Raw genomic sequence first — 16,912 nt, 5'->3', positions numbered from 1 at the left:
CAAAAATGAAGATACTCGTGATCCGCTTTAGTTCCATGGGCGATATTATTTATACCACGCCTGTTGTTCGCTGTCTTAAAAAGCAAATTCCAGGAGCCGAGGTTCATTTTTTAACAAAGCCCGCCTTCAAGTACATCTACGATAATAACCCATATGCAGATAAGCTACTGCTGCTAAAACCCTCGTTATCAGATACCATTGCGGAGATAAAGGCCGAAAATTACGATTACATTATCGATCTGCATAACAACCTGCGTACAGCTATCATAAAGCTGCGCACAGGAATCAGATCATCAACCTATAAAAAACAGCCAATACGCAAATGGCTTAGTTTACGGTTTAAATTAAAGCTGGTAGCGCCCGTTCATCTGGTAGACAGGTACCTGAAAGCCGTAAAATTCCTGGGTGTTGTTAATGATGGAAAGCCGATTGACTACTATGTAAAAGCCGATCATCAGCTTAATAAGCTTTTACCCGCATCACATCAAAACGGATATGTTGCCTTTATAATTGGTGCAACCCACTTCACCAAACGCATGCCTAACGATAAGATCATCAGTATTTGCAGCAAGATTGATAGCCATGTAGTACTATTGGGCGGCAACGACGTAAAGGCCAACGCTGATATTATTGCTGCAGCGGTAGGCACAAAAGTTTACAATGCCTGCGGCACAACCTCGCTCGATGAATCTGTTTACCTGGTATCGCAAGCCAAAAGCATCATCGGTTTTGATACCGGCCTTACCCACATTGCCGAGGCTTTTGATAAGCCCATTGCATCTGTTTGGGGGGGTACCGTGCCCGAATTATTGGGTGTACAACCTTATATGGTTAAGGATGTGCTGATTGCCGGTGTTGACATTTCCTGCCGTCCCTGTTCAAAATTTGGGTTGGAGAAATGCCCGCTGGGGCATTTTAAGTGTATGAATGATATGCCCGAGGATGGTATTGTAGAGTTTTTAAATAAGTAAAACGCCGCCATCGGCAACCTTACTTATGCCTGCGTCCATGAATTAATTATGGAAATGACAGATATACTTATTAATTTCATCCTTATTATACCAACAACCTATTCTTAACCATATGAAAAAACTCCTACTTTCACTGCTTTTAGCAGGCATTTCGCTGTTAAGCTTTGCCCAAAGCACAACTTTTGGTATCAAAGGAGGTGTAAATTTTGCAACTCTCAGCGCATCCGGAACACCAAATAATGTAGTCGCCGGTACCAATTTAATGGCATCATCGGGTTCTATAACATCATTTAATGCAGGCATATTTGCCGATATTAAACTGGGCCATTTTTCTTTACAGCCTGCCGTTAATTTCACGGGCAAAGGCGGCACATTTCACGGTTTTACAGGCCCTATCCCTACCACTACTCCGGGAGAAACTTCGACAAGTGAAGTTAACAGCAACTATAAATTATATTACCTGCAGGTGCCGGTAAATGTAGTTTACCATATCCCCGTTATAATTGGTGATATCTACTTTGGGGCCGGTCCATATGGTGCTTTCGGCCTTTCGGGCAAAGTTAAACTCACAGGTACTAATACTAAAACCGGCGCTATATCACTCGGCAATGATGTTAAATTCGGCAACGATTCGGGCGACATTAAATCAAAAGATTTTGGTGCCAACGCTATTGCAGGTATTAAATTAAAAGGCGGTTTGCTCTTAAATATCAACTACGATTTGGGTTTAACCAATATACTTCCGGATGCCGATGGTAATAAATTTAAAACCCGGGTTTTAGGTGCATCAATAGGTTACGCATTTTAAAGTACTTACTCATTGTGTTTTTAAGGGAGCCTGTGGCTCCTTTTTTGTTTACAACAACGAAACTTAATTAAATATGCCGCCGTTATATTAAATTAGCCATTAGTAAATAACAACAGCCTGCCATTATGAAAAAGCTATTATTAATACGCCATGCCAAGGCAACCCACGAAAGCGGTTATGCCGATTTTGAACGACCATTAAAACCATCGGGTATGGAGGATGCCGAATTAATGGCATCGGTGGTAAAAAAACATGGCGTTGTACCACAGATAGTAATTAGCAGTCCGGCTTTACGTACACAAAGCACGGCCGATATTTTTACGGAGCAACTGTCATTACCAAAAGCCGGCACCGATAAAAGAATTTACGAAGCCAGCGAAGAAACCTGGATAAAAGTGATCAATGATTTACCAGATAAGCATGAATTTATAGCTATCGTGGGTCATAATCCGGGGATCAGCCAGGCCTTATATTACCTTACCGGGCAAGTACGCGATCTGCCAACCTGCGCCATAGCACTCATCACCTTTGATAACGACGACTGGCAATCCATCACCAGCGACGATGGCCATCTCACATTTTTTGACTCGCCGAAAGGGGCATAAGAACAGGTGCGGGGAGCGGGTTGCGGGGTGCGTGAATTGAGGAAAAAGGGTTGCGGGTTGGGGAGTGCCTCTCTATAATCACCTAACTGATCTTGTAAGTTTTGCCCGGTAACGACCGGATGTAGCCTTGCATTTCCATATTCAGCAGGTTCATGGCCAGCATACTCATGGGGAGGTTAGCTTTTATGGTAAGTTCGTCGATAGCTAAGGGCGCTTTGTGTTCGCGTAATATATCAAATATCAGCTGCTCGTCTTTGGTAAGATCGAGCGCTAAGGTGAACTGTTCAGCGGGTTTTGCATTGTCGTCTTTTTCCCAGCCCAGGCTAAAGGCAAGGTCGGCAACGCAGGTAAGCAAATGGGCTTTGTTATTACGAATGAGGAAGTTACATCCTTCAGAAAACTCATCACCTACTCTACCGGGGAAAGCAAATACATCGCGGTTATAGGAGTTAGCTATCTCGGCGGTAATTAAAGCGCCGCCTTTTACACTGGCTTCTATCACAACTGTAGCATCGGCAATGCCGGCCACAATGCGGTTTCGCTGCGGAAAGTTTTCCCGATCAGGCGCAGTACCCGAGGGATATTCTGTGAGCAGGGCGCCGTTCTCCAGCATTTTTTCGGCGGTAGCGCGGTTCTGACTGGGGTAAAGCCTGTCGAGCCCATGACCCAACACACCTATCGTTGGCATATCAAGTTTAAGGCATTCTCTGTGTGCAGCCACATCTATACCCAGGGCTAAACCGCTTACTATTAATACATTGTATTGCTGCAATTCTTCTATAAGTTGTTTGCAAAGTTGCCGCCCATAATCGGTAGCATTACGGGTACCCACAATGCTGACCACCTTTGGCAGATTCAAATCCATTTTACCTTTGGCGTAGAGCAATATGGGCGAATCGCCACAGTTTTTTAAACGTTTAGGGTACCGGGCATCTGTGTAGTAAATTACCTCTATCTCATTTTTATCAATAAAGGTTAGTTCCTTTTCGGCTTTTTTCAGGGCATCGGCAAAGTTCCATTGGGTGGCGCGCTTTTCGCCAATACCCGGGATGGTAGCCATTTTAACCGGCGATGCCTTGAATACCTCTTCTGCACTCCCCAGGTAAGCTATCAATGATTTGGCGGCCACCGGACCCAAATTTTTAACAAACGATAAAGCTACGTTATGAAGTAATGACATATTTAGATGTGCAGATTTTAGATTACAGATTTCAAATGTGCGGGTTATTGATTACAAATTTCAAATGTGCAGATTTCAGATTGTTTTTTTATCTGCACATCTGTAATCTGAAATCTGCACATCTATAACCTGCACATCTGAAACGCTAATGTATAAATTTTCCTAAAAATATTAGTAAATAATATATCGATTTATCCGCGTTAGGGATGGCAATGGATACCGGCCCCGCGCGTAAGGCCTGCAGGCGTATGAGTGTACAGCCCGGGCCGCAGGCAACGCCCATAATATTTGTCTGAACCGGGATTAAGCGGATTAAAGGATAAACAGGATTCCTTTATATAAAAATCCAAGAATCTGGTAAATCCGCTTAATCCCGGTTCAGACAATTTCCCTTCAAATTCCCCCCCTCTAAAATAAATTTTAAAAAAACTATAAAAATAGTTTGCAAACTATAAAAATAGTTTTACCTTTAACTAACTATAAAAATAGTTTGCTATGAATATCAAAGAACTCACCAAAGCCGAAGAGCAGATAATGCAGATACTCTGGACGTTAAAGGAAGCCATTGTAAAAGACATCATTGAGCAAATGCCCGATCCTAAGCCCGCTTACAACACCGTATCGACCGTGGTAAGGGTACTGGAAGGCAAAGGCTATATTGATCATAAGGCTTATGGCAACTCGCACGTTTACTTCCCCCTTGTTACCGACGACCAGTATAAGAAGTTTACGTTTGATAAGATGATGAAAAACTATTTCAGCAATTCGTACCAAAGCTTGGTATCATTTATTGTTGACGAAAAAAAGATCAGCGTAAAGGAACTGGATGAACTATCGTCGCTTATTGATAACCTTAAAAACAAAAACTAATGAACTGGCTGCATTATTTACTGGAGGCTAATTTATACCTGGCGGTGTTTTATGCCTTTTATTACCTGTTTTTAAATAAGGAAACGCACTATACACTTAACCGTGTTTACCTGCTGCTTAGCTGCATTATTGCATTTATACTGCCTGTTATGCAAATAGGGGCATTAAAACCGAAAGATGAACCCGTGCAGCAGACCTATACAACCGTAGTTCAAAACAGTTATGTTGTTCAGCCAATAGTTACTTATGAGGCACCGGTAAGTCATTTTACTTTACAGGATGCAGTTTGGTACGCCTATTTACTGGGCATAGTGGTCATGGCGCTTATTCTTATCATAAAAATAGGGCGACTTATTAAAATGACCACCAGCGCTAACAAACTGGTTGACAACAAGTATAAGCTGATAGCCTTACAAGGAACAAACGCTGCATTCTCGTTTTTCAATTACCTGTTCATTGGCTCAAAAACGACAAGCAGCGATATCATCATCAGGCACGAGCTGGTGCATATAAGGCAAAAACATTCGGCAGATATTGTTTTTATGGAGCTTATTAAAATAGTGAGCTGGTTTAACCCTATCATTTATTTTATGCAAATGAGCCTTAAAACCGTACACGAGTACATTGCCGATGAGCAAACCGCCGCCCATGAAACCGATGCGCTCACCTATTCGTCGTTTTTGGTAAATAACGCCTATGGCTTAAATGGCGTACCCCTTTCACATTCATTTTTCAATTATAACCTGTTAAAAAAGAGGATCATTATGTTAAACCAAAAACGTTCGGGGAATTTAGCCAGGCTAAAATACCTCGCTGCTGTGCCCATTTGCGCGGGGATGCTTTGCGCATCTACACTGGCATTCAGCAAAAATTATGGCTGGGTTGATCTGGCACCGGCTCACAAAAACGCGCCCGCCAGCTTTAAAACGGCTTCGGTGGCCGATACTTCACATACCGCGCGTATCAAGCACGGGGATGTAACCAATAAGGGTTACAAGTACGAAGAAACCGGTTACTTGATAGACAAAAAAACCGATTTTCGGGTAATTATTGATGATAAAGGCGAGCACAAAGAGTACTATAAAAGCAAAGCCAAACCGGCAGAGCTTACTATGCTCCAGGAAAAATACGGCTACACATTCCCTAAAATGTTGATTTTCCCAAAACTTCCACCGCCGCCGCCAGCACCTCCTGCACCGGGAAAGCACTTATTGAAAAGTAAATTAGCCCCGCCACCGCCGCCTGCCCCGCCGGTTAGTGAAAAAATACCACCGCCACCTGCACCACCAACACCACAAGTTAGCGAGGTGACACCACCGACACCGCCAGTTGAGCCCAAAAAACCACTTGATAGCCTGTATAAATACATTATGAGGATGGCCAGGTATCCAAGAAGCGCACACGATAATCTCATTGGTGGCCGGGTGATACTTGTTTTAACAATCAACAATGGCAAAATTGATGATGTAAAACTTGCAAGGCCACTTTATGATGATATTGATAATGAGGTTATAAGGGCAATTAAAAGCTACAATGCCCCCCTTGATATAAAGCCTGGTGCATATAGTTTACCAGTTTCCTTTTCACTCCTTGATGAGCAAGATAAGCGGGTAGAGCACGCGCCAGAAAACTATAAGCAAAAAAACAAATCTAACAACATTCAAGGCGACCCCGGTACGTTGTATTCTCTGAATGAAATTTTTATAGTTGGCTACGCCACAAAAAAATTATAATGGATTTGCAGTAAGCAACAAAAGCAGACTAATAACTTATGCTGAACGGCTTAAAACCGCTTCGGCATTTTTCCATGTAATGCCCTCTCCCCTTTTTTAACAGCATATCGTTGATAAACAACACCGTCTACCGTCGCTCGGCTCCTGCCGAGTGACCTATATCCCGAGGCGTTCCGCCGCCGTTAAACTTTTAGATGAGTAACCCGCAGGCCGGAGGCCAGTTAATAGTTGTCACTCGGCTGGAGCCGAGCAACAGCAGAGATGGCAATGGAATAATTTGCATATCTGCACATCTGGAATCTGCACATCAACAAAACTACCCCTTCACGTATATCACCTGCTTGGTGTCAAAAAATTCTTCGCTGAAATGATCTTTAAGATGATATTGCTTTACTTTAAGGCCGCTTTCTTTTATCTCCTGATCAAGATCCCCACCTTTTAGGTACAGGATGCCGTTTGGCAGGGTATTTTCAGATTTTTTATTGAACTTACCACGAATCCAGGGGTAAAAATCTTTAAGCTGCGTAACCGCGCGGGATACCACAAAATCAAACTTTTCATCTATTTGTTCTACCCGCGCATGGGTTGCCCTTACGTTGGTAAGCCCCAGCGCCTTGGCTACTTCCTGCACAACTTTTATCTTTTTGCCTATAGAATCAACCAAATGAAACTGTGTATCAGGAAACATGATAGCCAGTGGGATACCGGGAAAGCCGCCGCCGGTGCCCACATCCAACACATTTTCGCCGGGTAAAAAGGACATTATTTTGGCAATGCCAAGCGAATGCAGCACATGGCGCTCATATAGCAAATCAATATCCTTACGGGATATTACGTTGATCTGGCTGTTCCAAATATTATATAACTCGGGCAATTGCTCAATTTGCGCACGTTGCTGCGCGGTAAGCTGGGGGAAATATTTAAAAACGATATCAGATGTCATCCCTGTTAAAACGGTTTATGATGTTGCCAAGCAGATACCTGGCCCTAAACAATTGTGCCTTAACCGTACCAAGCGGCAAATCAAGCTGCTGGGCAATTTCCTCGTATGATAGCTCGTCGAAATAACGCAGGGTTATCAGGTTTCGGTAACGTAAGGGCAAACTTTCTATAAGTAATTTAAGCTCCTGGGTTTGCTGTTTTTTGATGGATGTTTCTTCGGGATTTAAAACATCGGCCTTAATTTGCAGCGGTTTTTCGTCGCCATCCTCATCCGTCATGCCATGAATGGACTGCGTATTGAGTTTTTTCTTGCGAATAAAATCGATACAATTATTGGTGGCAACCCTAAACAACCAGGTGCTAAAAGCATAATCGGGCTGGTATTTTTCCAGTTTTTCAAAGGCTTTGGCAAAGGTTTCAACGGTGAGATCCATAGCGTCCTCCTTGTTGTTCACCATTTTAAGCACCATAAAATAAATGGAGTCCTTGTAACGATGCATCAGATCGGCATAAGCTTTCTGATCGCCCTGACGGGCTCTTACCACCAGGTGAAAATCGTTCTTGGCGTTCTCGGTAAAGTTTGCGTTTATTTCCATTGGGTGGTTTTTATGAATGTCCCAATTGTTCCAAAAACATTTAAATACATATAATATATAATGTCAAAAAATGGCAAATACCAGATCAGATCGCGCCCGTCGAGCTTTTTAAAGATCCGGCTGTATATACTTAGCTGTAATATGAGCCTAAGTGCGAACAAACCTAATGCCAATAAAGGTTCATATTTAAAAACCAGGCATAATACAAGCAATATATAAAATAAGAAGCCGCTCATGGCATCAAAGCTAAGCATTCGGCGGTGCCTGTTTTTATATAATTTGCCTACGCCCATGTGTCGTTTTTTTTGCCTGTACCATGATGAAATGGTGGTTTTGGCACTGGTAAACATAAAAGCATCGGGGTGAATTTCTATAGTTGTATTATCCCGCGTGGCATGCTGATTCACAAACAAATCATCATCGCCAGATATCACGTGCATGTGCGATGCAAAGCCCTTTGCGCTAAAAAATAGCGTTTTTGTATATGCCAGGTTACGGCCAATACCCATATATGGATCGCCGCTTAAAGCACCAGACAGGTAGTTAACGGCAGTTTTAAGCGTTTCATACCGGGTAAAGCGGTTCAAAAAATTACGGGTTTTGTAATACGGCGAGTAGCCTAAAATTATCTGCGCATTGGTTCCAAAATTAGCCGCCATCCGGCCAATCCAGTTTTCCGAAGCGGGTTTGCAATCGGCATCGGTAAACAAAAGATATTCGTTTTTTGCGGCTTTTATTCCCAGGGTAAGTGCAAACTTTTTCCCGGTTTTAAAACGCTGATGCTCGGTAATAGTAACCACTTTAAGCAGCGGATATTGGCGTTGCAGGTCTTCAAGTACCGTATCTGATGAATCGTAAGAGCAATCGTTTATTACTACTACCTCAAAATCGGGATAATTTTGCTGCAATATAAAGGGCAGGTTTTCCTGCAGGTTTTGGGCTTCGTTACGGGCGCTTATAATTACAGAAATGGGGATCAAAACAGGGGGTAATTCCTCCGCAGGTTTATAGCCCGCAAGGCGCGTATGGTTACTTACCAGGTAATACAGCTGAACAATAAAACAGAGCTGAAATAGTATAAATAGTACGGCGTGTATATAAGTTTCCAAACAGTTAAAATAATCAGGCAAAGTTGTTAAAAATCAATGAAATTTATCAGGTAAATCAGCGTTTATTTGAAGTTTGGGCCATATTGGTAAATGTATTTTTCCACACTTATATATTAAGGTGCAAATTATGTGGAGAAAGCGAGCCTCACCCAAACCCTCTCCGAGGGAGAGGGCTTTTGATTTGCATGAATTAATACGAATAATAGACCTTGCTTTTTGACTTGCATGAATATCAGCCGTTTTATATGTCTTTTTTTGCCGCCCCTTATAAAAGCAGGGGCCGGGGTGAGGCTTTTTTTTGCTAATTTTGCAACCTCGAAATGAAATTTAAACTAACAGCACAAGACCCGCTTTCAAAAGCCCGCGCAGGTGAAATGACTACCGACCACGGCGTTATTGAAACCCCCATATTTATGCCCGTTGGTACCGCGGGAACTGTAAAAGCCGTGCATCAACGCGAGCTTAAAACAGATATTGAAGCGCAGATCATCTTAGGAAATACCTATCATTTATACTTGCGCCCAGGCCTGGACACCATTGAGCGTGCCGGCGGACTGCACAAATTTAACGGCTGGGACGGCCCAATTTTAACAGATAGCGGCGGCTACCAGGTGTATTCGCTGGCCGAAGTACGTAAGATAAAGGAGGAAGGTGTTACCTTTCGCTCGCATATTGATGGCTCCAAACACCTGTTTACACCAGAGAATGTGATGGACATTCAGCGTACCATTGGTGCCGATATTATCATGGCTTTTGATGAATGCACCCCCTATCCATGTGAATACGGCTACGCCCGCCGCTCCATAGATATGACCCACCGCTGGCTTAAACGCTGCTGCGACCGATTTGACAGCACCGAGCCAAAATACGGGTACAACCAAACATTTTTCCCTATTGTACAGGGCTCAGTATACAAAGATCTGCGCGTAAAATCGGCCGAAGCTATTGCTTCTTTTGAGCGTGAAGGCAATGCTATAGGTGGTTTATCCGTAGGTGAACCAGCCGAAGAGATGTACGCCATGACAGAAATTGTGTGTAATATATTACCAGAGCAAAAACCACGTTATTTAATGGGTGTAGGTACACCTATTAATATATTGGAAAATATTGCGCTTGGAATTGACATGTTTGATTGCGTTATGCCAACCCGTAACGCCCGCAATGGTATGCTTTTCACTAAAAACGGCATTATAAATATCAAGAACGAGAAGTGGAAAAACGACTTTTCGGCTATTGAAGATGATAGTGATCTGTTTGCCGACAAGGAATATAGCAAGTCGTATTTACGCCATTTGATCCACTCGGGAGAGATGCTGGGCGCGCAGATTGCGACCCTGCATAACCTGCATTTTTATCTTTGGCTGGTGAAAGAAGCACGCAAAAAGATCATTGCCGGGGAGTTTTACGACTGGAAAAACAAGATGGTTAAGCTGCTTGGTCAGCGATTATAATAGCCACATCACATTAAAAAATGAGGATAAATAAACCTAACTTACACGGTATGCGCAGGGATTTTAAAACACAAATAACCCAATGATAAAGGCTTTTTTACATGAGCACCTGAAGGTTATTGACAGGTTTATTATCAAGAAATACCTGGGCACTTTCGCGTTCACTTTGGGAGTATTTGTGGTGATATCCGTAGTGTTTGATATCTCAGAACACCTGGATAATTTCACGGGAGATAAGTCAACCCTGCATGATATTGTGTTTCAGTATTACGCTGGCTTTATCCCTTTTTACCTCAATTTGCTATCGCCGCTGATTAACTTTTTGGCCGTAATTTTGTTTACCGCCAAGATGGCAAACCAAACCGAGATCATCCCGATACTGAGTGGTAAGGCGAGTTTTAACCGCTTTTTAAGGCCTTATTTCATATCATCTACCATCATATTTATCATCTCGCTTTTTGCCAACGTATACCTTATTCCGTATACAAATCACCTCAAAAACGGCTTCGAAAACGTGCACTTTCATGAGGTTGACCCCACCAAAAGCGAGGTACATATGCAGTTGGATAAGCATACTTTTGTATACCTGCAAACGTACGATCCGGTGGTGCATACGGGCTACCAGTTTATCATGGAAAAGTTTAATGGCGATACCCTGCGAGAGAAGCTAATTGCCCAGCGTATTAACTTTGATTCGGTAAAAAAAGTATGGTCATTAAAGAGTTATTCTGTTAAATACATCAACGGATTGAAGGAAAAATTACTCATAAATCAACCCCAAAAAGACACCGTTTTGGACATGCACCCGAGCGATTTTATTGTATATGATAACGTGTATACGGCCATGTCATTAAGTGATTTGAACAAGGATATTGATAAGGAAAAACTACGCCGCCCCGAGGTTTTGAACGAGATCTATTTCGAAAAATTTCACCGTTTTGTGTACCCAATGTCGGCCTATGTACTCACCATAATGGGCGTGGCGCTGTCATCACGGAAGGTACGCGGCGGGGTTGGCTTGCCTCTGGGGATAGGTATTTTGCTATGCTTTGCGTACATCATAGTGGAGAAATTTGCCATTGTTTTCTCCATAAAAGGGGGTATGACACCGCTCATTGCAGTAGTAATTCCCAACATTTTATTTGGTGTATTTGGATACTATTTACTCCTAAAAGCACCAAAATAGTGATAAAAAGCGTGCAAAATACCGTTAATAAGAACCTGCTTATTCTCCATTTTACGGTTTTTATATGGGGTTTCACGGGTATTTTGGGTGCATTAATAACCATTTCTGCAGTACAATTGGTGTGGTACAGGGTATTTATCGCTTCAATTTCGTTGTTTTTGTACTTCAAATTCAACAAAACATCTATTAAAGTAGATGTAAATACGCTCCTTAAAATGGTATTTACAGGTGCTATTGTGGGCGCTCACTGGATACTTTTCTTCGCTTCCATCAAGCTTTCTACCGTGCCGGTAACGCTGGTTTGCCTTTCCAGTATCACCTTGTTCACCGCCGTTCTGGAGCCGCTGATCAACAAAACCAGGATCTCCAAACTGGAGATTTTGGCTGGGCTTTTAATCATTACAGGTATAGTACTGATATTTAAATTTGAAACACAATACACTAAGGGCATCATAGCCGGCCTGGTAAGCGCGGTTTGCGCAAGCCTTTTTTCTATCATCAATTCAAAACTGGTAAAGAAAAACGAGGCCCCTGTAATTGCTTTTTATGAGCTGGGAGGCGCCTTTTTTTGGATCTCCTTGTACCTTTTATTTACCGGCGGCTACAACCGCTCACTGGTTTTAAACCCTCATGATATTGGTTACCTGCTGCTGCTGGGTACCGTTTGCACCTCCATGGCGTACGTTGCCGGGGTATCTGTAATGCGCGAACTATCGGCCTTCAGGGTGGCCCTCATCACCAATTTAGAACCAGTTTATGGTATCCTCATGTCATTTCTTTTTTTTAAAGATACCAACAAAATGACCCTCGGTTTTTGGATTGGGGCACTGCTTATCCTATCTACCATCTTCCTGTACCCGGTAGCGCGCAAACAAATTTCGCGTCGTAAAGTGGCTTAATTCCCTGCCTTAACTTCCTTTAATTTTTTCCTGCACATACCAATCAGCATCATTTCACAGCACATCTTTGCAACTATCCCGGCTCTTATACTACACCACATTTCGTGATGTAATCTCCAAACACCTCCCGATAGGGGATAAACCGGCAGCCAATTACAGACCATTTTTAAGCCTTGTGAGCCATTATAATTTTTCGACACATTTCTCACCGTTCAAATGATTTTGAGCGCAACAGCGCCAATTTTCAAAATTTAGTTAGTGTATTTATTTCGTTTATTAAAAATACTGTTGATTTTACAAATTATGAATTTAAATGGGATTATTTTAAAAATTAAAAGTTGATTATTAGATTTATATAGTAAATATATAATTCTAATAATCAGACATATAAATAATTTATAAAAAGCAATTATTTAAAACATCGTCGATAACTTAAAACACAAAAAACTAATAAAATTAGCCAATATAAAAAACCTATTCATTTAAGATACTTATAAATCTATTAATCAGTATATTAAAGCTTCCTATATGAGCAAAAAGTTTATCAAGGCTATTTAAACCAAAACATCCGACTAAGTGTAATGAAGTAAATTATGAGGATTTTAAATTAAACACGGCATCCCTCCCATCTGTATACAAAATCAAAAATATAGCGTGAAATTTTGGATTCTCAGGAGAGAAAAACAAGGCAGATAATTGACATAAAAGCAATGAAAAAAGTTCAGGATTTTTTAGGCGATTGTGAACAGTTGGGAATCTGCCATGAAATTTAACTACACTATCGAGTTGGAGAAATCCAATTTTACGGTTGTCATCCTGAACGTAGTGAAGGATCTATTATACAGCCTGCATATCGAAAATGCATTGGTCGCGAACAGATTCTTCGCTGCGCTCAGAATGACAAATCGTTTTTTAACTCCGAAATCAAACATCCGGAATCCCAAATCTTTTTAATTCCGAAATCGAACATCCAAAATCCGATATCTGAAATCATTTTCATTAAACATTTAAAAACCGCATATTGTATTAACTGTTAAACCAGGCAATCATGAGTATCAAAACCATCATCATTTTAGTCATCGCTGTTTTACTAACCGTTGTGCTTATGCAAAACACAGACAGTGTTTCGTTTACTTTTCTATTCTCGCATTTTTATGTTTCCAAACTAATGCTGCTGGCAATTGTGGCGGTGGTGGCTTTTATTTTGGGCATCCTGGTTGGCAGACCTAAAAAAGCGAAGTACGATATTGAAGCCTATCACGACAGCATCCACCAAAAAGAAAATCCCAATACACTAAGCGACGAAGACCGGGACTACATCAACTAACATTATGGAAAAGAAAATTGGATTTATCGGCCTTGGCAACATGGGCATCAACATGGCCAAAAACCTCATCAGCGAGGGATATCATTTACAGGTTTACAACCGCAGCATCAACAAAGCTGACGAGTTGAACGCTGCCCACATCACCAAATGCCATACCCCGGCAGAAGCCGCCGCCGGCGTGCCATTTGTGATCACCATGCTATCAGAAGATGAGGTGCTGCGAGAATCGACTGTAGGTGCCGACGGAATTTTAAAAAACCTACAGCCAAATGCTGTACACATATCCATGAGCACTATCTCGCCGGATACGGCCAAAGAACTGGCAAAGCTGCACACCGAAGCCGGTAGCCATTACCTTGCCGCGCCGGTGTTTGGCAGGCCCGAAGCAGCAGCGGCGCGCAAGCTTTTCATCTGCGTATCCGGTGATGCGGAAGTGAAGAATCTGGCCCGGCCGGTGCTTGATTGTTTGGGCCAGGGTGTGTTTGATTTTGGTACCGAAGTTGGCGGCGCCAACGTGGTAAAAATAGCGGGCAATTTTATGATCATGGCCTCGCTTGAAATGATGGCCGAGGCATTTACCCTTGCCGAAAAAAACGGGCTCGACCGCGCGCAGGTGGCCAACTTTTTTGGCTCCACTTTATTCAACGCACCTATCTACCAAAACTATGGAAAGCTCATTGCCAACAAGCAATACGAGCCCGTAGGTTTCAAAGCCAAATTGGGCTACAAAGATGCCCGCCTGGCGTTCAAACTATCGCAGGCAAGTGAAACACCCATGCCAACCGTAAACACGGTTCACAGCCGCTTATTAACAGCCGTAGCCAAAGGCTGGGGCGACAGGGATTGGGTAGAAGGTTTCGGACGCGGTGTAAGTGAAGATGCGGGAGTGTAATTTCGGAATTGAGATGTTCGACTACGGAATTTTTTAATTTATGCACGTTGTCATCCTGGGCGGAGCGAAGGATCTATTGTGCGGCCTGCATATCGAAATTGCAATGGTCGCTAACAGATTCTTCGTTCCTCAGAATGACAACTTAATTTTTAATATTTAAAATACGAAATTGGACATCCCAAATCCGAAATCAAACGAAGAACACTTCGTTCTCTTCCTCTAAAAATTTCACATCGGGCTCGTGGTCAAAAATGCCAAACACGGATGCACCGCTGCCGCTCATGCTGGCGTAGATGGCACCGGCTGCATAAAGCGCAGCCTTGATACCGCGGATCTCTACATGGTTTTTAAAAACCGATTGCTCAAAATCATTCTTGATATTTTTTCGCCATTCGGTAATTGGGTCGGCAATAAGTTCCAGTAGTGAATCTTTTACCGGGGTAGGTTTAACGCCGCCGTAGGCTTCGCCGGTTGATACGTGCACATCGGGCATTACCAAAACAATTTTGTAGGGCGATAGGTCAAGCCGGATGGGTTCAAACTCATCGCCCTTTTCAAAAGCAAACACGGGTTTGTTTTCAATGAAGAAAGCACAGTCGGCACCCAGGCGGCAGGCATAGCCGGTCATGTCATCAACCGACAGGCCAAGCTTAAACATATCGTTCATCAATTTTATAAAAAATGCCGCATCTGCCGATCCGCCACCCAGACCTGCCCCTATCGGGATATTCTTATGCAGATGGATATGAACGGGCGGCAGATGGTGATCCTGTTTCAGCATGTGGTAACCCTTAACGCAAAGGTTATCCTCCTCCCTGCCCGGAATTTCCAATCCGGATGAAGTAAAGCGCAGTTCATCGCTAACCACAACTTCCAATGCGTCTTTAAGATCGATAGGGTAAAAAACAGTTTCGAGGTTATGGTAACCATCGGACCGGCGTTCGGTAACGTTAAGGCCGATGTTAATTTTTGCGTTGGGGAATGTTATCATGGGTTGGTGAGTGGTTGAGGGGGTTGAATGGTTGATTAACTGGTGATGGAGGCCTGTCAGTCTGAGCCTGTCGAAGACTCGCGCGGAGAGGCCTTTACCCGCTATCCTTCGACAAGCTCAGGATGACAGCCCCTTTTTCTTTTTCCTTTAGATCGTCCGGATTTTATTATTCGCAATGACGGATCTTTTAAAATCAAAACAGCTTTCAACATATTTTAAAAATGAACTAACACCTGATGTATTTTTGCACATCCGTTAGGATACCAAAATTAGATTATTTTTCTTTGCAGTTGGTTTATTAATATCATTTCCCGCAGGTTGCGAAATATAACTTCGGCTATATGCAACACATTGCAAAGACCAATGAACTATTAAACAAATGAACCAATAAACAAAGATGAAACAGTATCTCGATCTGATGAGCCATGTAATGGAAACCGGCGCGCAAAAGCACGACAGGACAGGAACCGGTACGGTGAGTGTGTTTGGCTACCAGATGCGTTTCAACCTTAAAGATGGCTTCCCGATGGTGACCACCAAAAAGCTGCACCTTAAATCCATCATTCATGAGTTGATATGGTTTTTGAGCGGCGATACCAACATCAGCTACCTCAAAGAAAACGGCGTGCGTATTTGGGACGAATGGGCCGATGCCGAAGGCAACCTTGGGCCGGTGTACGGTTACCAGTGGCGATCATGGCCAAAACCCGATGGCGGCCACATCGATCAGATTACCCAGGTAGTAAACCAGATAAAAAACAATCCAGATTCGCGCCGCATGATTGTATCGGCATGGAACGTTGCCGATGTTAACCAAATGGCACTGCCGCCATGCCATAGCCTGTTCCAGTTTTATGTAGAGCCCGCCAACCCGGCAAAAGGCGAAACCAGGGGCAAACTATCATGCCAGCTTTATCAGCGCAGTGCCGATATATTTTTGGGTGTGCCTTTCAACATTGCATCATACGCGCTGCTTACCATGATGATGGCGCAAGTGTGCGATCTGGATTATGGCGACTTCATCCACACTTTTGGCGATGCCCACCTGTACAATAACCATATGGATCAGGCCCGCCTGCAGTTAAGCCGCGAACCACGCCCGCTGCCAACCATGAAAATAAATCCCGATGTGAAAGACATCTTCGCCTTTAAGTTTGAAGATTTCACTTTGGAGAACTATGATCCATGGCCGCATATAAAAGCTGCGGTAGCGGTATAGTTTATCTGAATCAGAATTTTCAGGATTAAAAAAATTAACAAGATTTTGGGATCGTACCAACAAATATAGCGCAGGCTGCGAACGTAGATTATACGTTATGTCATTGCGAGGCACGAAGCAATCTCACAGGAAA

At 42.8% G+C, this 16,912-nt stretch carries 16 protein-coding genes; 11 read left to right on the top strand and 5 right to left on the bottom strand.

The annotated features are described in order from the left end of the window. The first annotated feature begins 5 nt into the window (after window positions 1-5). From BLS59_RS22625 to BLS59_RS22615, 3 genes are all read left to right on the top strand, one after another. Entirely contained in the window at window positions 6-971 is a 966-nt protein-coding gene (locus BLS59_RS22625) for a glycosyltransferase family 9 protein (protein WP_091153038.1), read from the top strand. A gap of 112 nt (window positions 972-1,083) precedes the next feature. Next, the gene (locus tag BLS59_RS22620; RefSeq protein ID WP_091152855.1) at window positions 1,084-1,779 is read left to right on the top strand and encodes a porin family protein; all 696 of its coding nucleotides are present in this window, start codon (window positions 1,084-1,086) and stop codon (window positions 1,777-1,779) included. Between the two features lie 125 nt (window positions 1,780-1,904). Beyond that, a complete protein-coding gene (locus BLS59_RS22615; protein WP_091152854.1) occupies window positions 1,905-2,384 on the top strand; it encodes a SixA phosphatase family protein in 480 nt (159 codons plus the stop codon). A gap of 82 nt (window positions 2,385-2,466) precedes the next feature. On the opposite strand, the gene dprA is transcribed toward BLS59_RS22615, so the two are convergent. Continuing rightward, window positions 2,467-3,564: a DNA-processing protein DprA gene (gene dprA, locus BLS59_RS22610; protein WP_091152852.1), complete on the bottom strand. Its 1,098-nt coding sequence runs from the start codon at window positions 3,562-3,564 to the stop codon at window positions 2,467-2,469. Window positions 3,565-4,059: 495 nt separating this feature from the next. On the opposite strand from dprA, the gene BLS59_RS22605 reads away from it, so the two are divergent. After that, complete coding sequence (locus BLS59_RS22605; protein WP_091152849.1) at window positions 4,060-4,434, top strand: BlaI/MecI/CopY family transcriptional regulator; 375 nt, start codon at window positions 4,060-4,062, stop codon at window positions 4,432-4,434. Further along, window positions 4,434-6,167, top strand: coding sequence for a M56 family metallopeptidase (locus BLS59_RS32565; protein ID WP_091152847.1), 1,734 nt, complete (start codon window positions 4,434-4,436; stop codon window positions 6,165-6,167). The genes BLS59_RS22605 and BLS59_RS32565 overlap by 1 nt, the downstream gene beginning before the upstream one ends. Window positions 6,168-6,483: 316 nt before the next feature. Here BLS59_RS32565 and rsmG read toward each other — a convergent pair whose 3' ends face one another. Genes rsmG through BLS59_RS22585 form a run of 3 tightly spaced genes read right to left on the bottom strand, consistent with a single transcriptional unit; the run spans window position 6,484 to window position 8,814 of the window. Next, complete coding sequence (gene rsmG / locus BLS59_RS22595) at window positions 6,484-7,110, bottom strand: 16S rRNA (guanine(527)-N(7))-methyltransferase RsmG (RefSeq protein WP_091152845.1); 627 nt, start codon at window positions 7,108-7,110, stop codon at window positions 6,484-6,486. After that, a complete protein-coding gene (locus BLS59_RS22590; RefSeq protein ID WP_091152843.1) occupies window positions 7,100-7,705 on the bottom strand; it encodes an RNA polymerase sigma factor in 606 nt (201 codons plus the stop codon). Before BLS59_RS22590 ends, rsmG begins: the two co-directional genes overlap by 11 nt. Further along, window positions 7,696-8,814: a glycosyltransferase gene (locus BLS59_RS22585; RefSeq protein WP_091153036.1), complete on the bottom strand. Its 1,119-nt coding sequence runs from the start codon at window positions 8,812-8,814 to the stop codon at window positions 7,696-7,698. The genes BLS59_RS22590 and BLS59_RS22585 overlap by 10 nt, the downstream gene beginning before the upstream one ends. Before the next feature lie 320 nt (window positions 8,815-9,134). Between BLS59_RS22585 and tgt the strand changes: the two genes are divergently transcribed. The 5 genes from tgt to BLS59_RS22560 all read left to right on the top strand — a co-directional run bounded on the left by tgt (window position 9,135) and on the right by BLS59_RS22560 (window position 14,569). Then, window positions 9,135-10,265: a tRNA guanosine(34) transglycosylase Tgt gene (gene tgt, locus BLS59_RS22580; protein WP_091152842.1), complete on the top strand. Its 1,131-nt coding sequence runs from the start codon at window positions 9,135-9,137 to the stop codon at window positions 10,263-10,265. An 82-nt stretch (window positions 10,266-10,347) separates the two neighbouring features. Further along, on the top strand, window positions 10,348-11,451 hold the full coding sequence (locus tag BLS59_RS22575; RefSeq protein WP_205411334.1) for an LptF/LptG family permease: 1,104 nt from the start codon (window positions 10,348-10,350) through the stop codon (window positions 11,449-11,451). Then, window positions 11,451-12,350, top strand: a complete 900-nt coding sequence (locus BLS59_RS22570) for a DMT family transporter (protein ID WP_394330852.1) — start codon at window positions 11,451-11,453, stop codon at window positions 12,348-12,350. Before BLS59_RS22575 ends, BLS59_RS22570 begins: the two co-directional genes overlap by 1 nt. A 1,048-nt stretch (window positions 12,351-13,398) precedes the next feature. Then, complete coding sequence (locus BLS59_RS22565; RefSeq protein ID WP_091152840.1) at window positions 13,399-13,677, top strand: LapA family protein; 279 nt, start codon at window positions 13,399-13,401, stop codon at window positions 13,675-13,677. A 4-nt stretch (window positions 13,678-13,681) separates the two neighbouring features. After that, complete coding sequence (locus tag BLS59_RS22560; protein WP_091152838.1) at window positions 13,682-14,569, top strand: NAD(P)-dependent oxidoreductase; 888 nt, start codon at window positions 13,682-13,684, stop codon at window positions 14,567-14,569. Window positions 14,570-14,759: 190 nt separating this feature from the next. Here BLS59_RS22560 and ispE read toward each other — a convergent pair whose 3' ends face one another. Then, the gene (gene ispE / locus BLS59_RS22555) at window positions 14,760-15,560 is read right to left on the bottom strand and encodes a 4-(cytidine 5'-diphospho)-2-C-methyl-D-erythritol kinase (protein WP_091152836.1); all 801 of its coding nucleotides are present in this window, start codon (window positions 15,558-15,560) and stop codon (window positions 14,760-14,762) included. Window positions 15,561-15,957: 397 nt separating this feature from the next. On the opposite strand from ispE, the gene BLS59_RS22550 reads away from it, so the two are divergent. Continuing rightward, complete coding sequence (locus tag BLS59_RS22550; RefSeq protein ID WP_091152835.1) at window positions 15,958-16,779, top strand: thymidylate synthase; 822 nt, start codon at window positions 15,958-15,960, stop codon at window positions 16,777-16,779. Window positions 16,780-16,912 lie beyond the last annotated feature (133 nt).

This window comes from Mucilaginibacter pineti (assembly GCF_900101875.1).
Classification (GTDB): Bacteria; Bacteroidota; Bacteroidia; order Sphingobacteriales; family Sphingobacteriaceae; genus Mucilaginibacter; species Mucilaginibacter pineti.
This window is presented reverse-complemented; position numbering and strand designations above follow the sequence as displayed.

What these genes read in the sequence shown, in the direction of transcription:
- BLS59_RS22625 (WP_091153038.1), top strand. Translation starts at nt 6, where the DNA reads ATGAAGATACTCGTGATCCGCTTTAGTTCCATGGGCGATATTATTTAT.
- BLS59_RS22620 (WP_091152855.1), top strand. Translation starts at nt 1,084, where the DNA reads ATGAAAAAACTCCTACTTTCACTGCTTTTAGCAGGCATTTCGCTGTTA.
- BLS59_RS22615 (WP_091152854.1), top strand. Translation starts at nt 1,905, where the DNA reads ATGAAAAAGCTATTATTAATACGCCATGCCAAGGCAACCCACGAAAGC.
- dprA (WP_091152852.1), bottom strand. Translation starts at nt 3,564, where the DNA reads ATGTCATTACTTCATAACGTAGCTTTATCGTTTGTTAAAAATTTGGGT.
- BLS59_RS22605 (WP_091152849.1), top strand. Translation starts at nt 4,060, where the DNA reads ATGAATATCAAAGAACTCACCAAAGCCGAAGAGCAGATAATGCAGATA.
- BLS59_RS32565 (WP_091152847.1), top strand. Translation starts at nt 4,434, where the DNA reads ATGAACTGGCTGCATTATTTACTGGAGGCTAATTTATACCTGGCGGTG.
- rsmG (WP_091152845.1), bottom strand. Translation starts at nt 7,110, where the DNA reads ATGACATCTGATATCGTTTTTAAATATTTCCCCCAGCTTACCGCGCAG.
- BLS59_RS22590 (WP_091152843.1), bottom strand. Translation starts at nt 7,705, where the DNA reads ATGGAAATAAACGCAAACTTTACCGAGAACGCCAAGAACGATTTTCAC.
- tgt (WP_091152842.1), top strand. Translation starts at nt 9,135, where the DNA reads ATGAAATTTAAACTAACAGCACAAGACCCGCTTTCAAAAGCCCGCGCA.
- BLS59_RS22575 (WP_205411334.1), top strand. Translation starts at nt 10,348, where the DNA reads ATGATAAAGGCTTTTTTACATGAGCACCTGAAGGTTATTGACAGGTTT.
- BLS59_RS22565 (WP_091152840.1), top strand. Translation starts at nt 13,399, where the DNA reads ATGAGTATCAAAACCATCATCATTTTAGTCATCGCTGTTTTACTAACC.
- BLS59_RS22560 (WP_091152838.1), top strand. Translation starts at nt 13,682, where the DNA reads ATGGAAAAGAAAATTGGATTTATCGGCCTTGGCAACATGGGCATCAAC.
- ispE (WP_091152836.1), bottom strand. Translation starts at nt 15,560, where the DNA reads ATGATAACATTCCCCAACGCAAAAATTAACATCGGCCTTAACGTTACC.
- BLS59_RS22550 (WP_091152835.1), top strand. Translation starts at nt 15,958, where the DNA reads ATGAAACAGTATCTCGATCTGATGAGCCATGTAATGGAAACCGGCGCG.